Origin of the sequence: Sphingomonas sp. Y38-1Y (genome assembly GCF_032391395.1) — a bacterium.
Classification (GTDB): Bacteria; Pseudomonadota; Alphaproteobacteria; order Sphingomonadales; family Sphingomonadaceae; genus Sphingomonas.
In genome coordinates this window covers 1,597,455-1,620,663 of sequence record NZ_CP135916.1, presented here as the reverse complement: position 1 = coordinate 1,620,663, position 23,209 = coordinate 1,597,455, and the positions used below count along the sequence as shown (strand labels likewise).

Here is a 23,209-nt window from a genome sequence, read left to right as displayed (position 1 = left end):
GGGCATTGTGCTGGCGACGAGCGGTGGAGGCGACACGGGCGGGGGTGCCGGCACGGCCGCGCATCGGCACCGCCGCGACATCGACGGGCTGCGTGCGGTCGCGATCGTACCGATCCTGCTGCTGCATTGCGGGCTGACGAAGCTGCGCGGCGGGTTCATCGGCGTCGACATCTTCTTCGTCATCTCCGGCTATCTCATCACCGGGATCATCCTGCGCGACCTGGCCAACGGCAGCTTCAACCTCGCCCGCTTCTATCGCCACCGGATCGTTCGCATCCTGCCCGCACTCGGCGCGATGATGGCGGTGGCGCTGGTCGCCGGCGCGCTGATCCTGCTTCCCAATCAGATCCGTGACCTGGGCCGCAGCGCCGCGGCGACCAGCGTGTTCGGCTCCAATATCTACTTCTACCTCACCGCGGACTATTTCGCGCAAAGCTCGGATGCCAAGCCGCTGGTCCACACCTGGTCGCTCGCGGTCGAGGAGCAATTCTATCTGCTCCACCCCTTTTTGCTAATGGCGCTGCGCGGCCTGTCACGGCGGCGGCTGGCGATGGTGTTCGGCGGGCTGGCCGTGGTCTCGCTCGGCGTCGGCGCGTGGCTCGCAGCGCGTGATCCATCGGCCGGGTTCTTCCTCCTGCCAGCACGCGTGTGGGAGTTGTCGCTGGGGGCGCTGGTGGCGCTCGGCGCCTTTCCTGCGATCGCGTCGGCGCGACTGCGCGGTTGGGTGAGCCTCACGGCGCTGGCAGTGCTTGGCGCGAGCTGCGTCGTCATCAGCGGCGGCTGGTCGTTCCCGGTGCCCTGGGCGATCCCGCCCGCGGTCGCGACGGCAGTCCTGCTGGCCTATGGCGAGACGGGGCCGAGCGCGCGGCTGCTGTCGCTCGCGCCAATGCGGGCAATCGGCCTCATCTCCTATTCGCTCTATCTCTGGCACCGCCCGATCATCGCGTTCTACCAGCATTATGCGGGTTCGACGCTGCGGCTGGTCGATGCGGCGGCACTGATCGCGCTGTCCTTTGGCGCGGCGATGCTTTCCTATCGCCTGGTCGAACGACCCGCGATCCGCCGCTTCCGCAGCGGCTATGGCTGGGGCCCGCACAAGCTTGCGGCCGCCGGGATCGCGTTCGCCGTAGCAGCGGGACTGGCGCTGGCGACCTACGCCGACACCATCCGTCCCCTACCCCCTCAACTCGCGCGCGCCGCCTCTTACCTCGGCTTTGATACGAGCGCCGCCGGGCGCGCGCAGTTCGACACCGACCGCTGCTTTTCGCTACCGACGGGCAAGCCATACGACCTGAACTGTCTGCGGTTGGCGAGCGACCGGCCGAACATCGTCCTGCTCGGCGACAGCCACGGTGCGCACCTGTCGGCTGCGCTGCGCGAGGCGATCGCCCCCACCCACCTTGTCCAGGTCACCGCCGCCGGTTGCCGCCCGCTCCTCCACGGAAAGGGCGTACTCGGCTGCCGCCGCGCGATCGAGGCGGGAATGCGGCTCGACTTCGCCCGGACGCAGGCCGTGGTGCTTTCGGGCCGCTGGCTGGATTTCGAGATGCCGGCACTGATCGAGACGATCCGCTATCTGCGCGGGCGCGGCGCGAGGGTCATCGTGCTGGGACCGTCGGTGGAATATGACGCCGACCTGCCGCTGCTGATCGTCCGCGCCGGCGAGGCGAGCGACCCGAGCCTACCCGAACGGTATCGGCTGGCGAAGCGGATCGCGCTCGATCGCGAGATGGCGGCGCCGATCGCCGCGGCCGGTGCCACCTACGTCTCGGCGGTCGCGGCCGAATGTCCGGGCGGCCGCTGCCGGGTGCTGACGACCGACGGCTCGCCCTTCCACTTCGACCATTCGCACCTGACGCCCGCCGGCGCACGCGAGATCGCCCGCGCGCTGGTCGAAAAGGGCCGGCTCAACCCCTAGCGCGGCTTCGCATCTGGGACAGCAGGTCGTCACCCGCGCTGCGTCGGTCCTTGCCCTCGCTCCGCTGGATGCGGCGCGGCGTTCCCGTGTGATAGGCGATCAGCGCGACGGTCAGGAACAGCATCGTACTGACGATCGCGTCACGCTCGAACAGGCTCGTCTCGGTAACGTTGTGGCCAATGCAGAAGACGAGCAGCGCGGTGAACAGCGCCGCCCGCCCACGCGACATGTCGGGATTGCGCAGCAACACGATCAGCGGCCAGACCATAGTCGCCACCACCATCAGCAGCATCCCGATCAGCCCCACCGCGACCAGCTGATCGAGATAGCCAGAGTGACCAACGGTGATCGTCGTCACGAAGCCCTTTCCGTACTGATAAATCGGGCTGTACCCACCGATGTTCCAGAACGAGCCGAACCCCGCGCCCATCGGGTGATCGCTCCAATAGTTGAGCAGCGTCGACCAGATCAGTCCGCGCCCGGTGAATGCCTTCGGATCGAGCACGTTCTGCTGGATCGTTGGCGCATACATCGCGCCGATGATCGAGATCGTGGAGCCAACGATGATGATCGCCGGGATCAGGAACGCGCGCAGGCGGCTGTTGAACTGCTGGAAGACGATCCCGCCGAGCACCGCGAGCGCGAGCATGCCCATCGCCGTCTTCGATTCGGACCGGATCGCGAAGTAGGCGCAGACGACGATCACGCCGATCCGCATCGCCAGCTTGTACTTGGCCGCATCGAACAGGAACAGGATAATGCACAATGCCGCCGCGGCGCCGGCAAAGTTCTTGTGGCCGAAGATGCCGCGCCACTGGCCCGGCAGGCCGCTTCCCATCGTGTCGAAACGCACTTCGTGGAGACCGATGGTCGGGTCGATCGCCACGAAGAGGTAGCTGACGGCGATGCCGCAAAAAAGTGACCAGCGCAGCACGTCGAGAACGCTGGAGCAGCGGCTGTGCCGCACCAGGACGAAGGCGCTGGTCGCGACCGTCATCGTCAGCACCAGGCGGCGCACCGCCGTATCGGGGTCGATTGCCCAGAACAGGCTGATCGCGCACCAACCGAACGCCGCCAGCAGGGCGATCGGCATGAACAGCCAGCTTGCGCGCGTCGCGTTCGGCAGCGCGGCATAGATGCTGAGGCCAAGCACCATCAGATAGCCGGACTGTCGCTCCACCGCACCTTCGTCCGACAGGCTGAACCCGCCGAAGGTCATGATCGGCCCCAGCATCACCAGGATCATCAGCGCTGCCAGCGCGGTCGTCCGCAGCCCAGCGCGCGTGTCGCGAAATGCCGATCGCCGGCCGGCGCCGGGCTGATTGAGGCCAAGCTGCTCCAGCCAGCCCTGTTGACGTTGAAGATCCATCGCTGACCGAACTCGTTTATGCGCGCTATCGCCCGACTCTGGACGTGTCGGGTCGCTCGTGCAAGCTGCCACCATCCATGTTGTTGCGCCGCACCAACCAACTCGAAAATAGAACCGGGAGGCGCCGTTTCGCATTTTTGGACAGTTAGTGCGACCTTTGCACTGTGCGTTGCACCACTTTGGGTCTATAGCCCGGAGCAACAGAACGCCGAACAATTTGCAGATTGTCAGCGCGTGCCGTGGGGGCTGCGGGCGTCAGGGGGATTTGATGAACGTCGAGGCGCACTCTCTACGGGCGACTCAACGCGCCGGGCGTGCGGACACGGCGTCGATCCTCAGCAACCGCGCTGCATGGCGTGCCCGCGTCTACGCCTCGCTCGTTGCGATCGACCTCATCTGCATCTTCTTCAGTTTCCTTGCGACCTCACAGCTTTACCCGCGGATCACCGACAGTGGACAGTGGCTGCTGTTCGCCACCGTGGTGATGGTGATCTATGGCGCCTTCGCCCTCACGGCCCGTGCCTATTCCAGCGAGGTCATCGTACGGCCCAGCGTCGGCATGGTCCGCGCGATCCAGGCGCTGCTGCTGTCGATCGGCACGGTCGTGCTGTTCGCCTTCTACCTCAAGACGAGCGAGGATATTTCCCGAGTCGTGTTCGCCGGCGGTTCGGTGCTGAGTCTCCTTTCCATTTCGGTATTGCGCCACGTCTTCCTGCGCCGGGCGCATCTGAGCGTTGCGGGCAATCCCTATTGCGTCGCGATCATCGTCGACGGCGACTATATGTTCGACCCGCGGGGCTTTTCGACGGTGATCCATGCCGGGTCGGAGATCGATCCGGAGCAGCAGGACTGCCCGACGATGTTCGACCGTCTCGCGATGCTGTTGAAGAGTGCCGATCGTGTCATCGTCGCCTGTCCGCCGGATCGCCGCGGACGATGGGTCGAGATGCTGAAGGGCGCCAATATCCGGAGCGAGCTGATCGCACCCGAGCTGAGCGGGGTTGCCCCGCTCGCGCTCGACCATCACCAGGGCACGCCGACCTTGGTCGTCGCCGATGGCCCGCTCAGCAAGTCGGACGCGCTGGTCAAGCGGATGCTCGACATCGGCCTGTCGCTCCCGGCGCTGATCGGGCTGTTGCCGTTGCTCGCCATCGTCGCGCTGCTCGTCAAGGCGACGAGCAAGGGGCCGGTGCTGTTCGTCCAGACCCGCATCGGTCAGGGCAATCGCCTGTTCCAGATGTACAAGTTCCGCAGCATGCGCGTCGAGGGCAGCGACGGCGCCGGCGTGCGGTCGGCAAGTCGCGGCGACGACCGGATCACGCCGATCGGCCGATTCATCCGCAGCACCAGCATCGACGAGCTGCCGCAGCTCTTCAACGTCCTGCTCGGCGACATGAGCATCGTCGGACCGCGTCCGCACGCGCTGGGATCACGGGCGGAGAACAAGCTGTTCTGGGAAGTCGACCGGCGTTACTGGCATCGCCACGCCGCCAAGCCGGGGCTGACCGGCCTGGCGCAGATCCGCGGCTTTCGCGGGGCGACCGAGCGGACGTCGGACCTCACCAATCGGCTGCACGCCGATCTCGAATATCTGCACGACTGGTCGATCTGGCGCGACATCGTCATCATCATCCAGACCGTCCGCGTGCTGGTCCACCGGAACGCGTTCTGAGGCGCTCGCTTACGCCGCCTGCTGCGTGACCACCGGCGACGCCAGTTCGCGCCCGAACCAAGCGCAGGTCGCCGCCAGCCCTTCCTCAAGCCCGATCTCCGGCACCCAGCCGAGCAGGTCGCGCGCGCGGTCGATATTGGGCCGGCGGCGGCGCGGGTCGTCGGTCGGAAGCGGCCGGAACACCACGCGCGCGCGATCGGCTCCTGTCAGCGCCAGCACGCGTTCGCAAAGATCGCCAACGGTCAGCTCGATGGGATTGCCGAGATTGACCGGCTCCAGCCCGTCGATGTCGCTTTCCATCAGCGCGATTAGCCCGCGGACCATGTCCTCGACATAGCAGAAGCTGCGCGTCTGGCTGCCGTCGCCGAACACGGTGATCTCGCGGTCGGCCAGCGCCTGGCAGATGAGGTTCGACACCACGCGCCCGTCGTCGGGGCTCATGTTTGGGCCATAGGTGTTGAAGATGCGCGCGACGCGCACTTCCGCCCGGCCCATCCGCGCATAGTCGAAGGTCATCGCCTCCGCCGCGCGCTTGCCCTCGTCATAGCAGGCGCGCGGGCCCGTGCAGCTCACCCAGCCGCGATAGTTCTCGGGCTGGGGATGGACTTCGGGATCGCCGTACACTTCGCTGGTCGAGGTGAGCAGGAACCGTGCCCCCGCCCGCTCGGCCAGCCGGAGCAGGTGATGCGTGCCGACGACGTTGGTGAGCATCGTGTGCTCGGGATCGGCCTGGTACTGCGGCGGTGAGGCGGCACAGGCGAGATTGTAGATGCGCGTGACCCGCTCGGCGGCGCGTAGCACCGTTTCGGGCAAAGGGGCGACGATATCCGCCTCGACGAAGGTGAAACCAGGCAGCCCCTCCAGCGCCTGAAGGTTCGAGGGGCGCGCGGTCTGGAGATTGTCGATGCAGATCACCTCCTGTCCGGCCGCGACCAATGCCTGGCACAGATGCGATCCGATAAAGCCGGCGCCGCCGGCGACGACCGCCACTCCGGTTTCGTGACCCATCATACCCTCTCCTCTTGTTCTGGCTTGTTCTTGGCCTTCGCCGCGTCGCCCAGGTGCCGCTCGAGTTCGGCGGCGCGGTGCGCGGCGGTGTGGACGGACAGCACGATCCGCCGGGCCGCCTCGCCCACCGACACCAGGTCGCGATCGAGCGCGGCGAGCACGTCGACGGCGTCATCGGCGAGCACGATCTCGCGGTCCGGTGCGAACAGGTCGTCGATCCCTTCCCAGCGATCCGACACGATCGGCGTCCCGCACGCCGCCGCCTCGAACAGCCGGACCGAAGGAGACCAGCCCGCTTCGATCATGTCGGCGCGCGTCACGTTGAGCGTCAGGCGCGAGGCAGAATAGAAGCCCGCGTGGTCGGCAGGCGGGCAATGCTCGATCCGCTCGACATTGGCGGGCCAGTCGATGTCCTCAGGATATTGCGGCCCCGCGACGACGAATCGCAGATCGGGCCGCGCACGTGCCGGCTCGATCAGCAGCCGCTCCAGCGTCGGCTGCCGATCGGGGCTGTAGGTGCCGAGATAAGACAGGTCCCAGTGCTTTGGCACGCTGACCGGGGCATAGGCGTCGGCATCGACCGAGCAGTAGAGCGCCCGTGCCATCGGCGAGCCGAACTGCCGCTCCAGCCGGTCGAGCGTCGGCCCGCCGGTGAATGAGAGATAGAGGTCGTAAAGCGGGATCACCGCCGCCGACAAATACTCCTCGTCCCCGCGCTCGAGCTTGGCGAGCGTCACCGGCGTGTCGATGTCGTAGAAGGCGAGTGTCCCCTCACGCCAGCCGCGCACCAGCCGCGCCACCGCGACGCCGTCGGGCACGTAGGAGCCGATGATGACCGCATCCGCCGCGGCGATCTCGCTCCGCCAGCGCGCGAGCTCGTCGAGGTCGGCGTAATAATCGAGCCGACAGAAATCGGGATCGGTCAGGTCGCGCTGGCTGGCATACCACGGCACGTCGCGCTCAAGGAACAGCACCTCATGCCCGCGCGCCGCGAACGCCCGGAGGAGCGCGCGATAGGTGGTCGCGTGGCCATTCCCCCAGGAGGAGGAGAGGCTGAGACCGAGGACGACGAGCTTCATGCCGCCACCCGCCGCTCGGCCATCGCCGTCTTGAGAAGTGCATCGACCTGCTCGCCGCGCAGCTCATAGGTGTGCTCGGCCAGCACGCGGGCCAGTGCCGCCTCGCCGATCGCCTTGGCGCGCTCGGGCGTCAGCGCCGCGACATGGTCGGCGACGTCCTGACCGTCACGGGCGACGAGCACTTCGGTGTCGGGCGCCAGGAATTGTTCGATCCCCTCCCACGCGTCGGTGATGAGGCAGGCGGCGGCGCCGGCCGCCTCGAACACGCGGGTCGCGGGCGAGAAGCCGACATTCGCCATCGAGTCGCGCGCGACGTTGAGCACGGCCAGGGGGCTGGCGTTAAAGGCGTTGTGCTCGGCGGTGTAGACATGCCCCCGGTGACGGACGTTGCCGGGCATCCCCTTGTCCTCCCACCCGTTGCCGCCGATCAGGAAGCGGCGCTCTGGCAGCAGCGCGGCGGGCTTGAGAAAGAATTCCTCCACCCTCGCCTCGCGGTCGGGCAGCCGGTTGCCGAGAAAGGCGAGGTCGCAGGCGAAGCGATCGTCCGCCGGCACCGGATGATGCGTCGAGGGATCGAGCGCGTTATAGACGGGCACGCACGTCGCCGCGCCGAACCCCTCATAGGCGTCCACCACCGGCGGCCCGCCGCCATAGGTCAGCACCATGTCGAGTTTGGGCAAAGCGGCGAGCACCGGGTGCGAGGCATCGCCGCGCATCTCGTCCAGCGTCGCGGCGGCGTCGACGTCCCAGAACAGCTTCAGCGCCCCCGGCCGGCCGAGCTCGACCACGCCCTCCAGCAGTTCGCGATCGAACACGCCGACGCCGTTCGCCTTGACGACGATGTTGGCGCCGCCCGCTTCGGCCAGGACCGAGCGCAGCCCCTCGTCGGTCGCGGGATAGACGACCGAGCGGCACCAGTCGGGCGCGTCGATGTCGCGATGCTGCTGCCGCCCGAACGCGTCGGGCTCGTAGAAAGTGATGTCGTAGCCGCGCCGCGCGAGCGCGTGGAGGATGCCGCGATAATAGGTCGCGGCACCGTTCCAATAGGAGGAGACGAGGCTCGATCCGTAGAAGGCGATTTTCAAGCGACGGTCTCCAGATCGGGGGTGTCGAGCGTGGCGGCGATCGCCAGCAGCTCGTCGGCGCGGTGGTCGCAGCTGTGGCGCGCTCGGATGGTGGCAAGGCCGTGGGCGGCGAGTTCCGCGCGCATCGCCGGATCGGCGGCGAGCGCGCGCAGGTGGCGCGCCATCGCCTCGCCATCCTCGGCGAACAGGAAGTCGCGGCCAGGGGTGAACAGCCCCTCGGCATCGTCCCAGGGTGCGCTGACGAGCGGAATGCCGCACGCCAGCGCCTCGAACACGCGGATCGTCGGGATGCCGGGGAGGATCGTCGTGTAATATCGCCGAGGCACATGGACGGTGGCGAGGTGGCGCGCAAAGATCCCCGGCGCGGCGGCATTGGGCGCCCAGCCATGGAACGCGACGCCGTAGCGCCGGAGCATCGCCCGCGCCTCGTCGGGATAGCGGACGCCATACAGGTCGAGCGGCAGCCCGGCATCCTGCGCCGGACGGAACAGGAAGCGTTCCAGCTCCTCGGTCCGCTCGCCGTCGCCCCAATTGCCGATCCAGACGAGGCCGGCGCGCTCGCCCTCTTCGGCCGGCGGGTGGAAATGGCGGATGTCGGCGGCCTCGTGCCAGGTCCAGACGCGGTCGCCCCAGCCCCAGCGGCGATAGACTTCGGACAATGCCTCGCCAAAGGCGAGGACGCCGTCATAGCCGGACAGGTCGAAGGCGCGAATCGCCTCCGGATCGCTGACTGCGCGATGGTGGGTGTCGTGGAACAACAGGCGGAAACGCCCGCCCGCCGCACGCACTCGTCCGATCGCGGCGACGAGCGCGGGCTCGTTCCACTCATGGACGATGACGAGGTCGGCGTCGCCGATCAGCTCGGCCGGATCGGCATCGCTCTCGAACGCGATCGAGCCGAGATTGGGATAGGCCGCGTCATAGGCGTTCAGCCCCTCGCGACCGTGATCGGCGAGCAGGTTGGTCAGACTCCAATTGCCGGCGGGCTCATAGGCGCGGACCTGATGCCCGCGTTCGATCAGCGCGCGCAGCACGCCGCGCAGGAAATGCGCGTTGCCGTGGTTCCAGCAGGACGCGAGCGAGTGGGTGAAATAGGCGATCCTCATGCCGCCACCCGCTGTAAAAGCGGCGCGTAGATAGCCGCCATCGCCGCGACCATGCGGTCGGGCGTGTAGTCGAGTGCGCGAACCTGTGCCGCTTCGCCTTGCGCGATCCGGCGATCACGATCGGCGATCAGCGCGGCAGTGGCGGCGGCGAACCCCGCGGCATCGCCGGGGGCGACGAAGTCCGCCGCGCCGTCCCACAGCTCGCGAAAGGTGGGAATGTCCGACAGGACGAGTGCGCAGCCCGCTTGCGCCGCTTCCAGCACCGCAAGCCCGAACGGCTCATAGCGCGCGGCCGACACGAAGACGGGGCGCTCGGTCAGGCGCGCGGCGACCGCACCGTCGTCGAGACGGCCGAGCGCGGTCAGGTGTGCAATCTCGACCCGATCCCCATTCGGAGCCGCGAGCGGTCCGGCCGCTTCGAACGGCACGCCGAGCATCGCCGCCGCGCGGTCGAGCGTTGCCACGTCCTTGCCGCCGTCCCACAGGCGACCGGCGGTAAAGGCGAAGTCGCGCATCGGCGCCGCCGCGACCACCGCCGGCGCGCGGCCATTGTGGATTACCATCGGCGAGCGCCGCAGCGCATAAGCGCGGGTCGCGGCATCGGCAAAGGCTTGGGTCGGGCAGACGACGACGCTCGCCCGCGCAAGCCCGTCCGCCACCAATCGCGTCTGCCAGGCGAAGGCTTCGGGCATCGCCCCCTCGCCCGCCGCCTGCCACCAGGTCGCGACGCAGCTGTGCAGCACCGCAATCGTCGGCGCGGGCATCGGCGTGGCGGCGAGCGCGGGCTGGTTGAGCTGGATGAGGTCGGCGCCTTCGCGCACGGCCAGCGTAGCGACCGCTGCCCCAGAGGCGCGGACCGCGTCCTCGTCCTCGGCAAGCCAGTCGAGCGGCAAGCCAGTCTCGATCAGTCGCAGGCCCGGCACCGCTTCCGCCGCGCGTCGCTGTGCCGCGTCGGGCGCCGGGCCGAGCAGCGCCAAGACCGTTTCGGTCCCCAGCGGCGCCAGCGCGCGCGCAAGATCGAGAGCATATTGCCAGACGCCGCCAACGGCATCGGCTGTCATCAACAGGCGAGTCACGCGGCCACCCGGCTGGCGGCGCCGATCGGCAGGCCGCGCGCTTCGGACAGCCAGTGCGCCAGCCGTTCGACCCCCTCGCGCCACGGACGCTTCGGGCCGAGCCCCAGCGCCGCCTCCGCCGCGCGCGTGTCGGCGACGAAATAGCGCTGGTCGCCCGCGCGCCAGTCGTCATAGCCGATCTCGACCTCGCGCCCGATCAGCTCTCCGATCTGGGCGAGAAGCTCGCGCAGGCTGACCGAATTATCGGGCCCGCCGCCCAGGTTGAACGCGCGGCCCGCCACGGCGTCGATATTCGACCAAGCGGCGACATACGCGTCGACGGCATCGCGCACGTCGAGGATGTCGCGCACCTGCCGCCCGTCGCCATAAAGCGTGATCGGCTTGCCCTCGAGCGCGCGGATCAGGAAATGCGCGACCCACCCCTGGTCCTCGGTCCCCATCTGGCGCTGGCCGTAGATGCAGCTCATGCGGAGCACCGCGGCGCGCAGGCCGAAGCTGCGCGCGTAGTCGAGCACATATTGGTCCGCCGCGCCCTTCGAACAGCCATAGGGCGTATGGAAGTCGAGCGGCCGCGCCTCGCCGATGCCGTGCGCGCGAACCTCCGCGTCGGCCGGCACGTAGCGCTCGCCCTCGACGGTGAACGCGATGTCGCTGAGGTCGCCGTACACCTTGTTGGTCGAGGCGAAGACGATCGGCGCCGCCGGGTTGCGCGTGCGCAGCGCCTCCAGAAGGTCGAGCGTCGCGGCGATGTTGATCGCGAAATCCTCGCGCGGGTCGACCAGGCTGGTCGTCACCGCGACCTGCGCCGCCAGGTGAAACACCGCGCCCGCCCGCGCCGCTTCATGCGCCAGCCGATCACCGTCGCGAACGTCGGCGATCACCGCCTCGATCCGATCGCCATGACGCGAGCGCAGCCATTCGAGATTGGTCTCGACGCCCGCCCGCGACAGCGCGTCATAGACGATGACGCGGCGCCCCTCGCCCGCCAGCCGGTCGGTGAGGTTGGAGCCGATGAAGCCGGCGCCGCCGGTGACGAGGATGGCGTCGCTCATGCGACCAGTCCCCGCGCCTCTAGCTGCGCGCGCATTTCCGCCACGCGATCCTGCGCGGTCTGCTGCGCCACCCATTCGGCAAGTTCGGCAAGCCCGGCCTGGAAATCCTGCGTCGCGCGAAAATCGAGCCTGTCTGCAGCCAGGCTGGTGTCGCAGAAGCAGTGGCGAATGTCGCCGATGCGCGCCTTGCCGACGATCTCGGGCTCGATCGCGTTCTTGCCCATGGCGCGGGCGAGTTCGGTCGCGACCTCCGTCACCGACCGGTGGTGTCCCGACCCGATGTTGAACGTGCCGCCCGCCGCCTGGGGCAGCACCAGCGCGTCGGCAAAGGCGCGCGCGACGTCGCTGACATGCACGAAGTCGCGCCGCTGCTCGCCATCCTCGAAGATCATCGGCTGCTGGCCGTTGAGCAGGCGCGAGGCGAAGATCGCGAGCACGCCGGTATAGGGGTTCGACAGCGCCTGACCCGGGCCATAGACGTTGAAGAGGCGCAGGCACACGCCCTCCATCCCGTACGGCGCGGCCATGATGTGGGTGGTGCGCTCCTGCACATATTTGTTGAGCGCATAGATCGAGGCGAGATTGGGCCGCTTCCACTCGGGCGTGGCGACGGGGGTCAGCGGGCGGCCGAGATCGTCGACGGGCTCCCAATTGGCCTGTCCGTCGCGCAGCGTCGGGCGATCGGCGTCCTGGACCAGCTCGCCATCGGCATCGCGGTACAGGCCTTCGCCATAGATGCTCATCGAGGAGGCGGTGACGACGCGGCGCACGGGCTTTTCGATCAGCGCCTCGAACAGCACGGCGGTGCCGACGTCGTTGGTCGAGGTATAGCGCTCAACCTCGTACATCGACTGGCCGACGCCGACTTCGGCGGCGAGGTGGATGACGGAATCGATGCCGTCGAGCGCGCGCGAGACCGCCGCCTTGTCGCGTACGTCGGCGCGGATCAGTTCGGCTTCGCGGTTGAGCATCGCCGAGCCGTCGGTGGCGCCGTGGACCTGATCGATCAGGCTGTCGAGCACGCGAACGCGGTTGCCGCGGCTGAGGAGTTCGTCCGCGACGAATCGGCCGATAAAGCCTGCTCCGCCCGTAATCAGGACATGTTCCAAATATTCCCTCCCGCCTTGATCCAGATCAACTTTCGTCCGAACAGCTAAATAGCTTGCGTTCTTCTGCCGCCCACCCGGAGATCGTTTCGGAAGCATCAAACCTTCTTCTTCTTCTTGGTTCCGCGCGATCAGCAAAATACGTTGGTTTTCGAGTATTTTGCGGGGAACCGAAGCTTCTTCTTTATCTAGATCAAGTGGAGAGCCGATGCGGCGCCTGATTTATCTTGTCCGTCACGCCGCGCATGACGAGGTCGGTCGGGTGTTGAGCGGTCGGTCGGAGATCGCGCTCAACGCCGCCGGCCGCGCGGAAGCGGCAGCGCTCGCGGCACATCTGTCGTCACTGTCGATCGATGCGGTGTTCAGCAGCCCGCGCCGCCGCGCGGTCGAGACCGCCGCGATTGTCGCGCCGGGTCGGGCACCGGTGATCGAGGCGGCGCTCGACGAGATCGACTTCGGCGACTGGACCGGCCAGCGCTTCGATGCCCTGCCGCGCGATCCGCGCTGGCACGCGTGGAACGCGCATCGCGCAACGGCGACGGTTCCGGGCGGCGAGACGATGCACGCAGCCGCCGCGCGCGCGCTCGACTTCGTTCGCTGCATTGATGCGCAGGCGGCAATGTGCGTCTCGCATTGCGACGTGATCCGCGGCGTCGTCGCGCTGGCGATCGGGCTCTCGCTCGACCGCTTGCTCGACTTCGACTGCGATCCCGCTTCAGTCACGACGCTCGCGATCGAGGGCGATCACGTGCGCCTGGTCACCCTCAACGAGCGCCCGAACCCGCTACTCCGTTCGTCCTGAGCTTGTCGAAGGGCGTGCTGCGACCACGTGCTTCGACAAGCTCAGCACGAACGGGTCTCAGGTGGACAGGGCAACGCCGGCGCTCGCCGCCGGCCGGTAGGGCGCGTAGCTCTTTTCCTCGGTCAGTTCCGAGCCCATCAGGTCGTTGATGCGCCGCTTGATCGCCGCGCGCTCGTCGTTGCGCTGATAGACGGCGCGGGCGAGACCGACGAACTCGGCGCCGAAGCTTGCCTTCGCTTCGGCGATGCGGATCGCGTCCTCGATATCCCAGAGCCGCTCGTTAACGCGGCGGAGCTCGGCGAACGCGCCCGCCACCCCCTCGTGCTGGAGCGCGGGCGAGCCGACCGCGCCCAACGCCCGCGCCTCCCGCTCGACGTTCGCGCGTGCTTCAGGCCGCACCAATCGCGCGCGCTTGATGTCGAGGATCGTCATCTTGTCGAGTAACTCGCCCCAGGACACGGGCACCACCGGCGTCGTTCGCTGGTCCATCGTTCGGCTCCCTTGCAAGCATGAGATCGTGAAGCACGGCCGCGATCACGCCGGCCCAGTCGCCGGGCTGCGGCTGCGGATAGAGGCGCGCGGTCGGATACCAGTCGCTGTCGCGCGCGGCGGGGTTCCAGCGCCAGTCGGGTTCGGCCTTGAGCATCAGCCACACCGGCCGACCGAGCGCGCCGGCGAGGTGCGCGATCATCGTGTCGACCGTGACGACCAGCGAGGCGCCGGCGACGAGCGCGGCGGTCTCGCTCATGTCGAAGGGGCAGCCCGCCGGGTTGAGCACCTTCAGCGGCGAGGCGCCTGGCATCAGCGTGACGCACGGCACGCTCCCGCAAACCTGTGAGAGCATTTCTGGCGCGATCGACCGATCGGCATCCCAGTCGCCCGCGCCATAACAAAGCGCCACGGTGCCTGAAGGCAGCGCAGCGGCTTTGGCCGTCAGGTACGGGACTACCGCGTCGCCGGGGGCCGCCCGCAGCGCGAAGTCGAGTTCGGTAATGCCGATGTCGACTTCGGCCGCCGGCAGCGGGTGCGCGGGGTCAAACGGCACCCAGCTCGCACCCGGCACCAGCGGTCGCAGCAGCGCGAGCAGCCGCGGCTGCACCTCGATCGTCAGCGACTGAGCGCGGGCGGCGAGCAGCGGCAGGAAGCGGGCATATTGGATCGTGTCGCCCAGCCCGTGATAGCAGCGCACCAACACGTCGCGACCGTCGGGCGCCGTCCCGTCCCACACCCAGCGCTCATGATAAGGAAGCCGGGGATCGTCCCGCGTCGCTGGATCGCGCGCGCGGAGCGAGGTGTCGGCCAGCGTCCAGGCACGCGGATAATCGCGTTCCCGCATCGTTTTGGTCCAGAGTTCGAACACCGCCGCCATGGCTGCCGCAAGCGCGCCGCCCCGCAGGCTTGTTCCCAAATTTCCGCAAAAATCAGAAAGGCTTAATCCAGATCAAGATTGCCAGCTTTGTTGCTTTTCTGGGAACAGCGTGCGCACAATGTTCGTTCGCGCATCGAAACCAATCGGATCGCCCTGGGCTGCCCGATGATGTGTTCTCGGGCGGAGGGGTTCGGCTTTTGCATCAAACGCTGCACAGGAAAGAAGAAGCGGGAGACCCGGCGCTCGCCGCGCGCGTGGCCGAGCTCGGACCCTGGTTCCACAATATCGACCTGGGCGGTCAGTGGACTGCGCCCGACCATTTCCTCGGCGACTATCCGGGGGACAAGTTCCGCCGCTTCGCCGCCGACCTGCCCGCCGATCTGACGGGCAAGAGCGTGCTCGACATCGGTTGCAACGCGGGCTTCTATTCGGTCGAGATGGCGCGGCGCGGCGCCGCCCGCGTGCTCGGCATCGACAGCGACGACCGCTATCTGGCGCAGGCGCGGCTCGCCACCGACGCGCTCGGCTTCGATACCGTCGAGTTCGCGAAATGCTCGGTCTATGACGTCGCGTCGCTCGGTGAGCGGTTCGACGTCGTGATCTTCATGGGCGTGCTCTATCACCTGCGCCACCCGCTGCTCGCGCTCGACCTGATCCGCGAGCATGTCGCCGGCGACCTGATGCTGTTCCAGACGATGCAGCAAGGATCGGCCGAGGTGCTGGACGTGGCCGAGGACCATCCGTTCTTCCTGCCGGGCACGACGACGCCCCCGCCCTATTTCGACGACCCCGCCTATCCAAAGCTCCATTTCATCGAGCGCAGGTTCGCGGGCGACTGGACCAACTGGTGGGCGCCCAACGCCGCCGCGACGCAGGCGATGCTGCGCGCCGCGGGCTTCACGGTGCAGCGAACCGCCGAGCCCGACGTCTATCTCTGCCGCACGGCGCCGGTGCCCTATGCCGAGCACGGCCCCGCCGCGGTCTATCCTTCGAAGGGAACAAGCGCTTGATCGAAGCGGCGATGCTCTGGAACGAGCCCAACAACAAGTCGCACTGGGATCCGTCGATCGATCCCGACTGGTCGATGTTCGCAAGCCACGTGATCGCGGCGGGCAATTCGATCCGCGCGGTCAATCCGGCCATGACGCGCGTGCTGGGCGGCATGTCGCCGATCGACACGCATTGGTTGCGGCGGATGGAAGGACATGGCGCGCTGGAGGCGGTCGACGTCGTCGCCGTCCACGGCTTCCCGCTCGACTGGAACCTGTGGCCGCTCGACCAGTGGCCGGCCAAGATCGACGAGATCCGCGCCGTCACCGACAAGCCGGTCTGGGTGACGGAGGTCGGCGTCAGCTCCTTCGGGGCCGAGGAGGTGCAGGTCTTCGGCCTCGATCGCACCGCCACGCTCCTGAAGGACAAGGCGCCGCGCATCTTCTGGTACTCGCTGTTCGACCTGCCGATGAGCTGGGGCGCCGAGACGCGCCACCGGGAGGCGGAGGGATCGTCCTATTACCGCCACTTCTATCTCGGCCTGATCCGCGAGGACGGGACGCCCAAGCCCGCGCTCGACACCTATGCGCGCCATGCCGCCGACATCGGCCTGATGCAGTGGTTCCATTTCGAGGACCCCCGCCTGGACGAAGCCGTGGCGTGGATGAAGCGGCTGGGCACGCGGCGCATCCGCACCGGCCTGTCCTGGGCCGACAGTTTCCGCCCGAACGCGGTCGACTGGTTCGACCGGCAGATGGAGGCGCTGGCCGACTTCGACGTCACCGTCACCTTCTGCTTCACGCCCGAGCATCTCGGCATCGCACCGCACCACACCAGTCCCGCGCGCGATCCACAGGCGTTTGCCGATTTCTGCGCCTGGATGATCGATCGCTATGCGCCCGCCAGCGGCGGATCGCAGGGCCTCACCGCCCCGCCCGCCCCGGCCGAGCCGCCGGCGGCGCCCGAACTCACCCCCCTCGCCTTTAACCGCGACGAGCGCCTCGCCGCCGAACGGAGCGCCGCCTGATGCTTTCCCCCGAACGCCGCGGCATTAACGTCGCCATCGTCGGCATCGGCAATTGTGCCAGCTCGCTGGTGCAGGGCCTGTCCCATTACCGCGCGGGCGCGAACGAGACGATCGGGCTGATGCACGAGACGATCGGCGGCTATCACCCGAGCGACATCCGCGTCGTCGCCGCCTGGGACGTCGACAAGCGCAAGGTCGGCCGCGACGTCGCAGAGGCGATCTTTGCCAAGCCCAATTGCACCGCGGTCTTCTGCGATCGGGTCGAGGAGACGGGCGCGGTGGTCCGCATGGGCCGCGTGCTCGACGGCGTTGCCGACCATATGGGCGACTTTCCCGAGGACCGCAGCTTCCGCGTCGCCGAGGAGGCCGAGCCGAGCGCCGAGGACGTCATCGCGGCGCTGCGCGACGCCAAGGCCGACGTGCTGATGAACTACCTGCCCGTCGGGTCGCAGAAGGCGAGCGAATTCTACGCCGAATGCGCGCTGGAAGCCGGGGTGGCGTTCGTGAACAACATTCCCGTTTTCATCGCGAGCGATCCCGACTGGGCCGACCGCTTCACCGCGGCGGGGGTGCCCATCATCGGCGACGACATCAAGGCGCAGCTGGGCGCGACGATCGTCCACCGCGTCCTGACCGACCTGTTCAAGAAGCGCGGCGTCGAGCTCGAACGGACGTATCAGCTCAACACCGGCGGCAACACCGACTTCGCCAACATGCTCAACCGCTCGCGCCTCGCCTCCAAGAAGACCTCGAAGACCGAGGCGGTGCAGTCGGTCGCGGCAACGCGCCTCGTCGACGAGAACATCCATGTCGGTCCCAGCGACTATGTCGCGTGGCAGAACGACAACAAGGTCTGCTTCCTCCGTATGGAAGGCCGGATGTTCGGCGGCGTGCCGATGAACCTGGAGCTTCGACTGTCGGTCGAGGATTCGCCGAATTCGGCCGGTGTCGCGATCGACATGATCCGCTGCGCCAAGGTCGCGCGCGATCGCGGTCTGGCGGGCCCGCTGCTGCCCGCGGCGGCGTGGTTCTGCAAGCACCCGCCGGTGCAGATGACCGACGACGAGGCGTGCGCGGCGGTGGAGGCGTTCATCGAGGGGTGAGGCGTGGACTGCCCTCCCCTTTTTACTTCCCCGGCGAAGGCCGGGGTCCAGTGGGGAAGGTTTCGGTTTGGGAGCGCTGCGCGTCGTCACGGCGGCCTTCCCAGCTGGGCCCCGGCCTTCGCCGGGGAAACATAGAGGAGAGCGAGAGCACGCCTTACGCCTCACCCTCATCCAGGGCGTCGAGCACCTTCTCCGGCTCCACGTCGCGCTTGACCTCCGCGAACTCGGGGTCGTCGTGCCGAACCCCGACCTGCGACGCCACCGCCTCGAGCAAGGCCGCGACCCGCGTCAGCTCATGCTCGGCGAGAAGCCCGATATGAAGGTCCAAGTCGGCGCGGCGATCGGCGGCGGCGGCCATGCGGTTCTGACTGATCAGGACGAAGGTGGAGAGGAAGATCGCCTCCACCGACGCAGCCATCGCCAGCACGACCAGGCTGGGGTCGAATGCCGGGATGCCCGGCAGGCCAACCGTGTTGGCCAGGATCCAGGTCCCGAACAGCAGCAGGTGGATGACGACGAACGTCATCGATCCCGTGAAGCCGGTGATCGCCGCGGCGACCCGCTCGCTTGCCGACGCGCGCTCGGCCTCCGCGCGTCGCCGCTCGCGCAGGCGCGCGATGTTGGCGGCGAGCGTCGCCGTCATGCCGGGCGTGTCGGCCGCGCGGCGCGCCGCCGCATTGGCGACGGCATCGCCGCGCGCGCCACTCATTTCAGGTGGTTCGACAGGTGCTTGTTCATCTCGAACATCGACACCTTCTTCTTGCCGCCGAAGATCTTCTCCAGCGTGTCGTCCGCCAGGATCTCGCGCTTGTCCTTGGGATTCTGAAGATCGTTCTTCTTGATGTATTCCCACATCTTCGACACGACCTCGCTGCGCGGCAGCGGATCCTTGCCGGTGACGACGGCGAGGTCGTCGGAGGGCTGCACGGGCGCGGTGATGCCGCCGCGCGCACCGCCGGCCGGCTTGCCCGTCTTCTTGACCTTCTTCTCGGCTGCCGCCGTTTCCTGCTTGCCGCGCTGTTCGGCCGTCCGCGCCATCGTCATCGCCCTTTTCGGTTGGTGGTGATGGGCGAAACCCGCTTGGCGATCAAATGGTTGCACAGATGGAACGCTTTGGCCGATGCGCCGTTCGCGCCATTGCGGAAGGGGAATACATGCAATCGATGAAGGCGGCCGTGGTGAGCGGTCCTGGCGTGGTGACGATCGCCGAGGTGGACCGGCCCGAACCCGGTGCGGGCGAGCTTCGCATCAGGCTGGAAGGCTGCGGCGTCTGCGCGTCGAACCTGGAGCCCTGGGCGGGCCTCGAATGGATGACCTATCCGACGGCGCCGGGCGACCTGGGCCACGAAGGCTGGGGCGTGGTCGACGCGGTCGGCGACGGCGTGACCGACTTTGCGCCCGGCGATCGCATCGCCGCCCTCTCCTATCGCAGCTTCGCGCAATATGACGTCGTGCGCGCCGACATGGCGGTGAAGCTGCCGTCTGAACTCGGCGATCGGCCGTTTCCCGGCGAGCCGCTCGGCTGCGCGTTCAACATCTTTCGCCGCAGCGACATCCGCGCGGGTCAGACGGTGGCGATCATCGGCATCGGCTTCCTCGGCGCCGTTTTGACCCGGCTGGCGAGCGAGGCCGGCGCGCGCGTCATCGCCATCTCGCGTCGGCAGGAATCGCTCGACCTTGCGCGCCACTATGGCGCGGCCGAGACGATCGCGATGCACCACCATTATGCGATCATCGACGCGGTCAAGGCGCTGACCGGCGACGCGATGTGCGAACGCGTGATCGAGGCGGTGGGCAAGCAATGGCCGCTCGACCTGGCCGGCGAGTTGATCGGCTTCGGCGGTCGTCTCGTCATTGCGGGCTATCACCAGGACGGGCCGCGCCAGGTGAGCATGCAGAACTGGAACTGGAAGGGCATCGACGTCGTCAACGCGCACGAGCGCGATCCCGCGATCCAGATTCAGGGCGTGCGCGAGGCGATCGATGCGGTCGCGAGCGGCCGGCTCGACCCCGAACCGCTCTATACGCATCGATACCCGCTGGAGGGGCTCGCCGACGCCCTAGACGCCACGCGCGACAAGCCCGAGGGCTTCGTCAAGGCGCTGGTGACATTCCCATGAAGCCGCGGATCGGATTTTTGGGCACCGGCTGGATCGGTCGTCACCGCATGGCCGCGATGCTCGACACCGGCGCGGTCGAGGCGGCAGCGATCTGCGACCCCTCGCCCGAATGCGCGGCGGAAGCAGCGGCGCTCGCGCCCGGTGCGGTGCAGGTCGACGGGCTCGACGCGATGCTCGCGCAGGATCTCGACGGCATCGTCATCGCGACGCCGAGCGCGCTTCATGCCGAGCAGTCGATCGCCGCGCTGAACGCGGGCGTCGCGGTGTTCTGCCAGAAGCCGCTCGGCCGCAGCGCCGCGGAGGCGCGCGCCGTCGTCGATGCCGCGCGCGCGGCCGATCGGCTACTCGGCCTGGACCTCTCCTATCGCCACACCGCGGCGATGGCGGAAATCGCCGCACTGGTGCGCGGCGGCGCGCTTGGCCGGGTATTCGCGGTCGATCTCACGTTCCACAATGCCTATGGTCCCGACAAGCCGTGGTTCTACGATCCCGTCCAGTCGGGCGGCGGCTGTGTGGTCGACCTTGGCGTGCACCTCGTCGACCTCGCGCTCTGGACGCTCGGCTTTCCGGCGATCGGCGATGTCGATGCGCGGCTGACGAGCGGCGGCGTGCCGCTCCAACCCGGCGAGGTCGAGGACTTCGCGCTCGCGCAGTTCGCGGCCGGCGACACCCAGGTGCGGCTCGCCTGCTCGTGGCGCCTGCACGCCGGCCGCGATGCGGTGATCGAGGCGGCGTTCTACGGGACCGAGGGCGGCGCGGCGCTGCGCAATGTCGGCGGCTCTTTCTACGACTTCACCGCCGAGCGGTTCGACGGCACCGCCGCCACCCGCCTTGCCGATCCGCCTGATGAATGGGGCGGCCGCGCCGCTGCCGAATGGGCGCGGGCACTCGCGGTCAGCCCGCGCTTCGATCCCGCCGCCGACCAATTCGTCGCCTCTGCCGAGGTGCTCGACCGCATCTATGGCCGTTGATGCGCGTCGGCGTCCTCACCTTTCATCGCTGCATCAACTACGGCTCCTATTGGCAGGCGCGCTGCCTGGTCGAGGGGCTGCGCGGCCTAGGCCATGATGCGGTGCTGCTCGACCATGACTCGCATGTCGTGCGGCGGCGGGAGTGGCGCAACGCGCTCGATCCGCAGCTGCCCGATGGCCTGCCCGGCGACCGCAAGGCGTTCGCGGCCAAGACGCGCGCCTTCCTCGACGCGTTCGAGGCGCTGCCGCAATCGCCGCGCTTCGACCTCGATCGGCCGGAAAGCGCGGGCGAGTGGGACGCGGTCGTCATCGGCAGCGACGAGGTCTGGAACTTCCGCCACCCCTGGTACGGCTACAAACCGATCTTCTTCGGCGAGGGGCTGAACACCCACCGCCGGATCGCCTATGCCGCAAGCTTCGGCAATCACGACGCGGCGCAGGGGATCGAGCAGGCCTGGGCGGCGAAGCTCGCGCGGTTCGACCATCTGTCGGTTCGCGACGACAATGGCGCGGCGATCGTCCGCGCGGGGACGGGGCGCGAGCCGGCGCTGGTGCTCGACCCCTGCCTCGCCTTCCCACCCGCCGATCAGGCAGAGTGCGGCGGCGACCTGATCGTCTATGGCCACGGCTTTCCCGGCTGGTTCGTCGAGGCAATCCGGGCGGGCGCTCGTCGCCGCGGCCTGCGCATCGTCAGCCTCGGCTATCGCAACGACTGGGCGGACGAGCAGCGCATCGATGTGGGGCCGCTCGACTTCCCCGCGGCGATGGCGGGAGCGAGTGCGGTCGCGACCAATTTCTTCCACGGCTGCGTGTTCGCGCTTCGCTACGACCGGCCGTTCGTCACCGCGCCCTCGCCCTATCGCTTCAACAAGGTGCGCGACCTCGCCGCCAAGCTGTCAGTCGAGCGGCAGATCGTCACCGAGGCGACGGAGCCCGCGACGCTCGACACGCTGCTGTCGGAGCCGCCGGGCGCAGGCGAGCGCATCGCCGCGCTGCGCGACAGGTCGGTCGCCTGGCTGGAGGCGGCGCTTGGCTGAGCTTCGCCCCGCCGATGTCGTTGCCGCCGACCTCTGCATCGGCTGTGGCGGCTGCGCGGGGGCGGGTGCGATGGGATGGGACCGGGTTGGCCAGCTCAAGCCCGAGCGGCCGGACGCGATCCAGGGCGAAGCGTTCGCCCGCACCTGTCCCTTTTCGCCGGACGCCGTGGACGAGAACGCGATCGCCGACGCCCGCTTTCCCGCCGCGCCGGTCGCAGACACGAGGATCGGCCGGTTCGAGGCGGCCTATGTCGGCCACGTCGCCGAGGGTGAGTTTCGGGCCGGCGGCAGCTCCGGCGGGATGGTGAGCTGGGTCGCGGCCGAGTTGCTGCGCCGTGGCCTGGTCGAAGGTGTCGCGCATGTCGCCCCCGCCGATCCCGACGCCGACGGCCGCTTCTTCGGCTATCGCCTGTCGCGCAGTGTCGCCGAAGTGCAGGCGGGCGCCCGCTCCCGCTACTATCCTGTCGAACTGTCGTCCGTGCTCGCCGAGATCCGCGCGGTGCCCGGCCGCTATGCGATCGTCGGCGTGCCCTGCTTCATCAAGGCGGTGCACCTCGCCCGCGCGGCGGAACCGGTGCTGGCCGAGCGCATCACCCACACGCTCGGCCTGTTCTGCGGACACATGAAGAGCGCGCGGCTGGTCGACAGCTTTGCCTGGCAGCTCGAGGTCCCGATCGAAGACGTCGCCGCAGTCGAGTACCGGCAGAAGAACGCCGATCGCCCCGCCAACTGGTACACCGCGCATCTGACGCTGCGCGACGGCAGCGCGCGGTGGCAGGACTGGTGGCACCTGGCCGATGGCGACTGGGGCGCGGGCTATTTCCAGAACCCGGCATGCGACTATTGCGACGATGTCGTGGCGGAGACGGCGGACATCGCGTTCGGGGATGCCTGGGTCGAGCCCTATTCGTCCGACGGCCGCGGTACCAACGTCGTCATCGTCCGCGATCCCGCGCTGGCAGCGATCGTGCGCGAGGCGATCGAGGGCGAGCGGCTGACGCTGGAACCGGTCGACGCCGACTTCATCGCCAATACGCAGGCGGCGGGGCTGAGGCACCGGCGCGAGGGGCTGAGCTGGCGCCTGCGGCACTATCCGCCGCGGCTGCCGCTGCGAAAGCGGGTGGCGCCGGGCGGTGGCGATCTGCCGCTCCGCCGCAAATGGGTCTATCGGGTGCGTCGCTGGATCGCGCGGGCGAGCCATCGGCTGGCCTGGATGGCGCGAGCGACCGGGTGGCACGCCATCTATCTCGTGCCGGCGCGGCTGGCGCTGAAAAACTACCAGCGGCTCGCCTGGCCGAAGCCGAAATAAGGGCGGAGCC

22 protein-coding genes are annotated in these 23,209 nt (G+C 68.4%); 10 read left to right on the top strand and 12 right to left on the bottom strand.

Going from position 1 to position 23,209, the window contains the following annotated elements:
- Positions 1-7 precede the first annotated feature (7 nt).
- Positions 8-1,918 carry an acyltransferase family protein gene (locus RS883_RS07735; RefSeq protein WP_315764539.1) on the top strand — a complete coding sequence of 637 codons (1,911 nt, stop codon included), beginning with the start codon at positions 8-10 and terminating at the stop codon, positions 1,916-1,918.
- Here the strand turns inward: RS883_RS07735 and RS883_RS07730 are convergent.
- A complete protein-coding gene (locus RS883_RS07730; protein WP_315764536.1) occupies positions 1,908-3,287 on the bottom strand; it encodes an O-antigen ligase family protein in 1,380 nt (459 codons plus the stop codon). The two genes, RS883_RS07735 and RS883_RS07730, sit on opposite strands and share 11 nt — an antisense overlap.
- A 268-nt stretch (positions 3,288-3,555) precedes the next feature.
- On the opposite strand from RS883_RS07730, the gene RS883_RS07725 reads away from it, so the two are divergent.
- The gene (locus RS883_RS07725) at positions 3,556-4,959 is read left to right on the top strand and encodes an exopolysaccharide biosynthesis polyprenyl glycosylphosphotransferase (protein ID WP_315764533.1); all 1,404 of its coding nucleotides are present in this window, start codon (positions 3,556-3,558) and stop codon (positions 4,957-4,959) included.
- Between the two features lie 9 nt (positions 4,960-4,968).
- Here the strand turns inward: RS883_RS07725 and RS883_RS07720 are convergent, their stop codons facing one another.
- Genes RS883_RS07720 through RS883_RS07690 form a run of 7 tightly spaced genes read right to left on the bottom strand, consistent with a single transcriptional unit; the run spans position 4,969 to position 12,474 of the window.
- Positions 4,969-5,967, bottom strand: coding sequence for an NAD-dependent epimerase/dehydratase family protein (locus tag RS883_RS07720; protein WP_315764530.1), 999 nt, complete (start codon positions 5,965-5,967; stop codon positions 4,969-4,971).
- On the bottom strand, positions 5,967-7,046 hold the full coding sequence (locus RS883_RS07715) for a CgeB family protein (RefSeq protein ID WP_315764527.1): 1,080 nt from the start codon (positions 7,044-7,046) through the stop codon (positions 5,967-5,969). Before RS883_RS07715 ends, RS883_RS07720 begins: the two co-directional genes overlap by 1 nt.
- Complete coding sequence (locus tag RS883_RS07710; RefSeq protein ID WP_315764524.1) at positions 7,043-8,131, bottom strand: CgeB family protein; 1,089 nt, start codon at positions 8,129-8,131, stop codon at positions 7,043-7,045. The genes RS883_RS07715 and RS883_RS07710 overlap by 4 nt, the downstream gene beginning before the upstream one ends.
- Positions 8,128-9,237, bottom strand: coding sequence for a CgeB family protein (locus RS883_RS07705; protein WP_315764521.1), 1,110 nt, complete (start codon positions 9,235-9,237; stop codon positions 8,128-8,130). Before RS883_RS07705 ends, RS883_RS07710 begins: the two co-directional genes overlap by 4 nt.
- Positions 9,234-10,298, bottom strand: coding sequence for a glycosyltransferase family 4 protein (locus RS883_RS07700; RefSeq protein WP_315764518.1), 1,065 nt, complete (start codon positions 10,296-10,298; stop codon positions 9,234-9,236). The genes RS883_RS07705 and RS883_RS07700 overlap by 4 nt, the downstream gene beginning before the upstream one ends.
- Before the next feature lie 11 nt (positions 10,299-10,309).
- On the bottom strand, positions 10,310-11,365 hold the full coding sequence (locus RS883_RS07695) for an NAD-dependent epimerase/dehydratase family protein (protein WP_315764515.1): 1,056 nt from the start codon (positions 11,363-11,365) through the stop codon (positions 10,310-10,312).
- A complete protein-coding gene (locus RS883_RS07690) occupies positions 11,362-12,474 on the bottom strand; it encodes an SDR family NAD(P)-dependent oxidoreductase (protein ID WP_315764512.1) in 1,113 nt (370 codons plus the stop codon). The genes RS883_RS07695 and RS883_RS07690 overlap by 4 nt, the downstream gene beginning before the upstream one ends.
- A gap of 205 nt (positions 12,475-12,679) precedes the next feature.
- Here RS883_RS07690 and RS883_RS07685 point away from each other — a divergent pair, with 205 nt between their 5' ends.
- Positions 12,680-13,273 (top strand): histidine phosphatase family protein, encoded by a 594-nt coding sequence (locus RS883_RS07685; protein ID WP_315764509.1) that lies wholly within the window; start codon positions 12,680-12,682, stop codon positions 13,271-13,273.
- Between the two features lie 57 nt (positions 13,274-13,330).
- Here RS883_RS07685 and RS883_RS07680 read toward each other — a convergent pair whose 3' ends face one another.
- Together RS883_RS07680 and RS883_RS07675 are read right to left on the bottom strand one after the other, a co-directional pair.
- Positions 13,331-13,705 carry a hypothetical protein gene (locus tag RS883_RS07680; RefSeq protein WP_315764506.1) on the bottom strand — a complete coding sequence of 125 codons (375 nt, stop codon included), beginning with the start codon at positions 13,703-13,705 and terminating at the stop codon, positions 13,331-13,333.
- Entirely contained in the window at positions 13,662-14,642 is a 981-nt protein-coding gene (locus RS883_RS07675; RefSeq protein WP_315764503.1) for a glycosyltransferase family 9 protein, read from the bottom strand. The genes RS883_RS07680 and RS883_RS07675 overlap by 44 nt, the downstream gene beginning before the upstream one ends.
- Before the next feature lie 254 nt (positions 14,643-14,896).
- On the opposite strand from RS883_RS07675, the gene RS883_RS07670 reads away from it, so the two are divergent.
- From RS883_RS07670 to RS883_RS07660, 3 genes are read left to right on the top strand one after another with little or no spacing between them, the layout of a single operon-like run.
- Entirely contained in the window at positions 14,897-15,652 is a 756-nt protein-coding gene (locus tag RS883_RS07670; protein WP_315764500.1) for a TIGR04290 family methyltransferase, read from the top strand.
- Complete coding sequence (locus tag RS883_RS07665; protein WP_315764497.1) at positions 15,649-16,659, top strand: glycosyl hydrolase; 1,011 nt, start codon at positions 15,649-15,651, stop codon at positions 16,657-16,659. The genes RS883_RS07670 and RS883_RS07665 overlap by 4 nt, the downstream gene beginning before the upstream one ends.
- Positions 16,659-17,762, top strand: a complete 1,104-nt coding sequence (locus RS883_RS07660) for an inositol-3-phosphate synthase (RefSeq protein ID WP_315764494.1) — start codon at positions 16,659-16,661, stop codon at positions 17,760-17,762. The genes RS883_RS07665 and RS883_RS07660 overlap by 1 nt, the downstream gene beginning before the upstream one ends.
- Before the next feature lie 154 nt (positions 17,763-17,916).
- On the opposite strand, the gene RS883_RS07655 is transcribed toward RS883_RS07660, so the two are convergent.
- Together RS883_RS07655 and RS883_RS07650 are read right to left on the bottom strand one after the other, a co-directional pair.
- Positions 17,917-18,471 (bottom strand): DUF1003 domain-containing protein, encoded by a 555-nt coding sequence (locus RS883_RS07655; RefSeq protein WP_315764491.1) that lies wholly within the window; start codon positions 18,469-18,471, stop codon positions 17,917-17,919.
- Entirely contained in the window at positions 18,468-18,800 is a 333-nt protein-coding gene (locus RS883_RS07650) for an SWIB/MDM2 domain-containing protein (protein WP_409977405.1), read from the bottom strand. Before RS883_RS07650 ends, RS883_RS07655 begins: the two co-directional genes overlap by 4 nt.
- A 116-nt stretch (positions 18,801-18,916) precedes the next feature.
- Here RS883_RS07650 and RS883_RS07645 point away from each other — a divergent pair, with 116 nt between their 5' ends.
- From RS883_RS07645 to RS883_RS07630, 4 genes are read left to right on the top strand one after another with little or no spacing between them, the layout of a single operon-like run.
- A complete protein-coding gene (locus RS883_RS07645) occupies positions 18,917-19,882 on the top strand; it encodes an MDR/zinc-dependent alcohol dehydrogenase-like family protein (protein ID WP_315764488.1) in 966 nt (321 codons plus the stop codon).
- Positions 19,879-20,853 (top strand): Gfo/Idh/MocA family oxidoreductase, encoded by a 975-nt coding sequence (locus tag RS883_RS07640; protein WP_315764485.1) that lies wholly within the window; start codon positions 19,879-19,881, stop codon positions 20,851-20,853. Before RS883_RS07645 ends, RS883_RS07640 begins: the two co-directional genes overlap by 4 nt.
- Positions 20,853-21,890, top strand: a complete 1,038-nt coding sequence (locus RS883_RS07635) for a polysaccharide pyruvyl transferase family protein (protein WP_315764482.1) — start codon at positions 20,853-20,855, stop codon at positions 21,888-21,890. Before RS883_RS07640 ends, RS883_RS07635 begins: the two co-directional genes overlap by 1 nt.
- Positions 21,883-23,199 (top strand): Coenzyme F420 hydrogenase/dehydrogenase, beta subunit C-terminal domain, encoded by a 1,317-nt coding sequence (locus RS883_RS07630; protein ID WP_315764479.1) that lies wholly within the window; start codon positions 21,883-21,885, stop codon positions 23,197-23,199. Before RS883_RS07635 ends, RS883_RS07630 begins: the two co-directional genes overlap by 8 nt.
- The last annotated feature ends 10 nt before the right edge of the window (positions 23,200-23,209 follow it).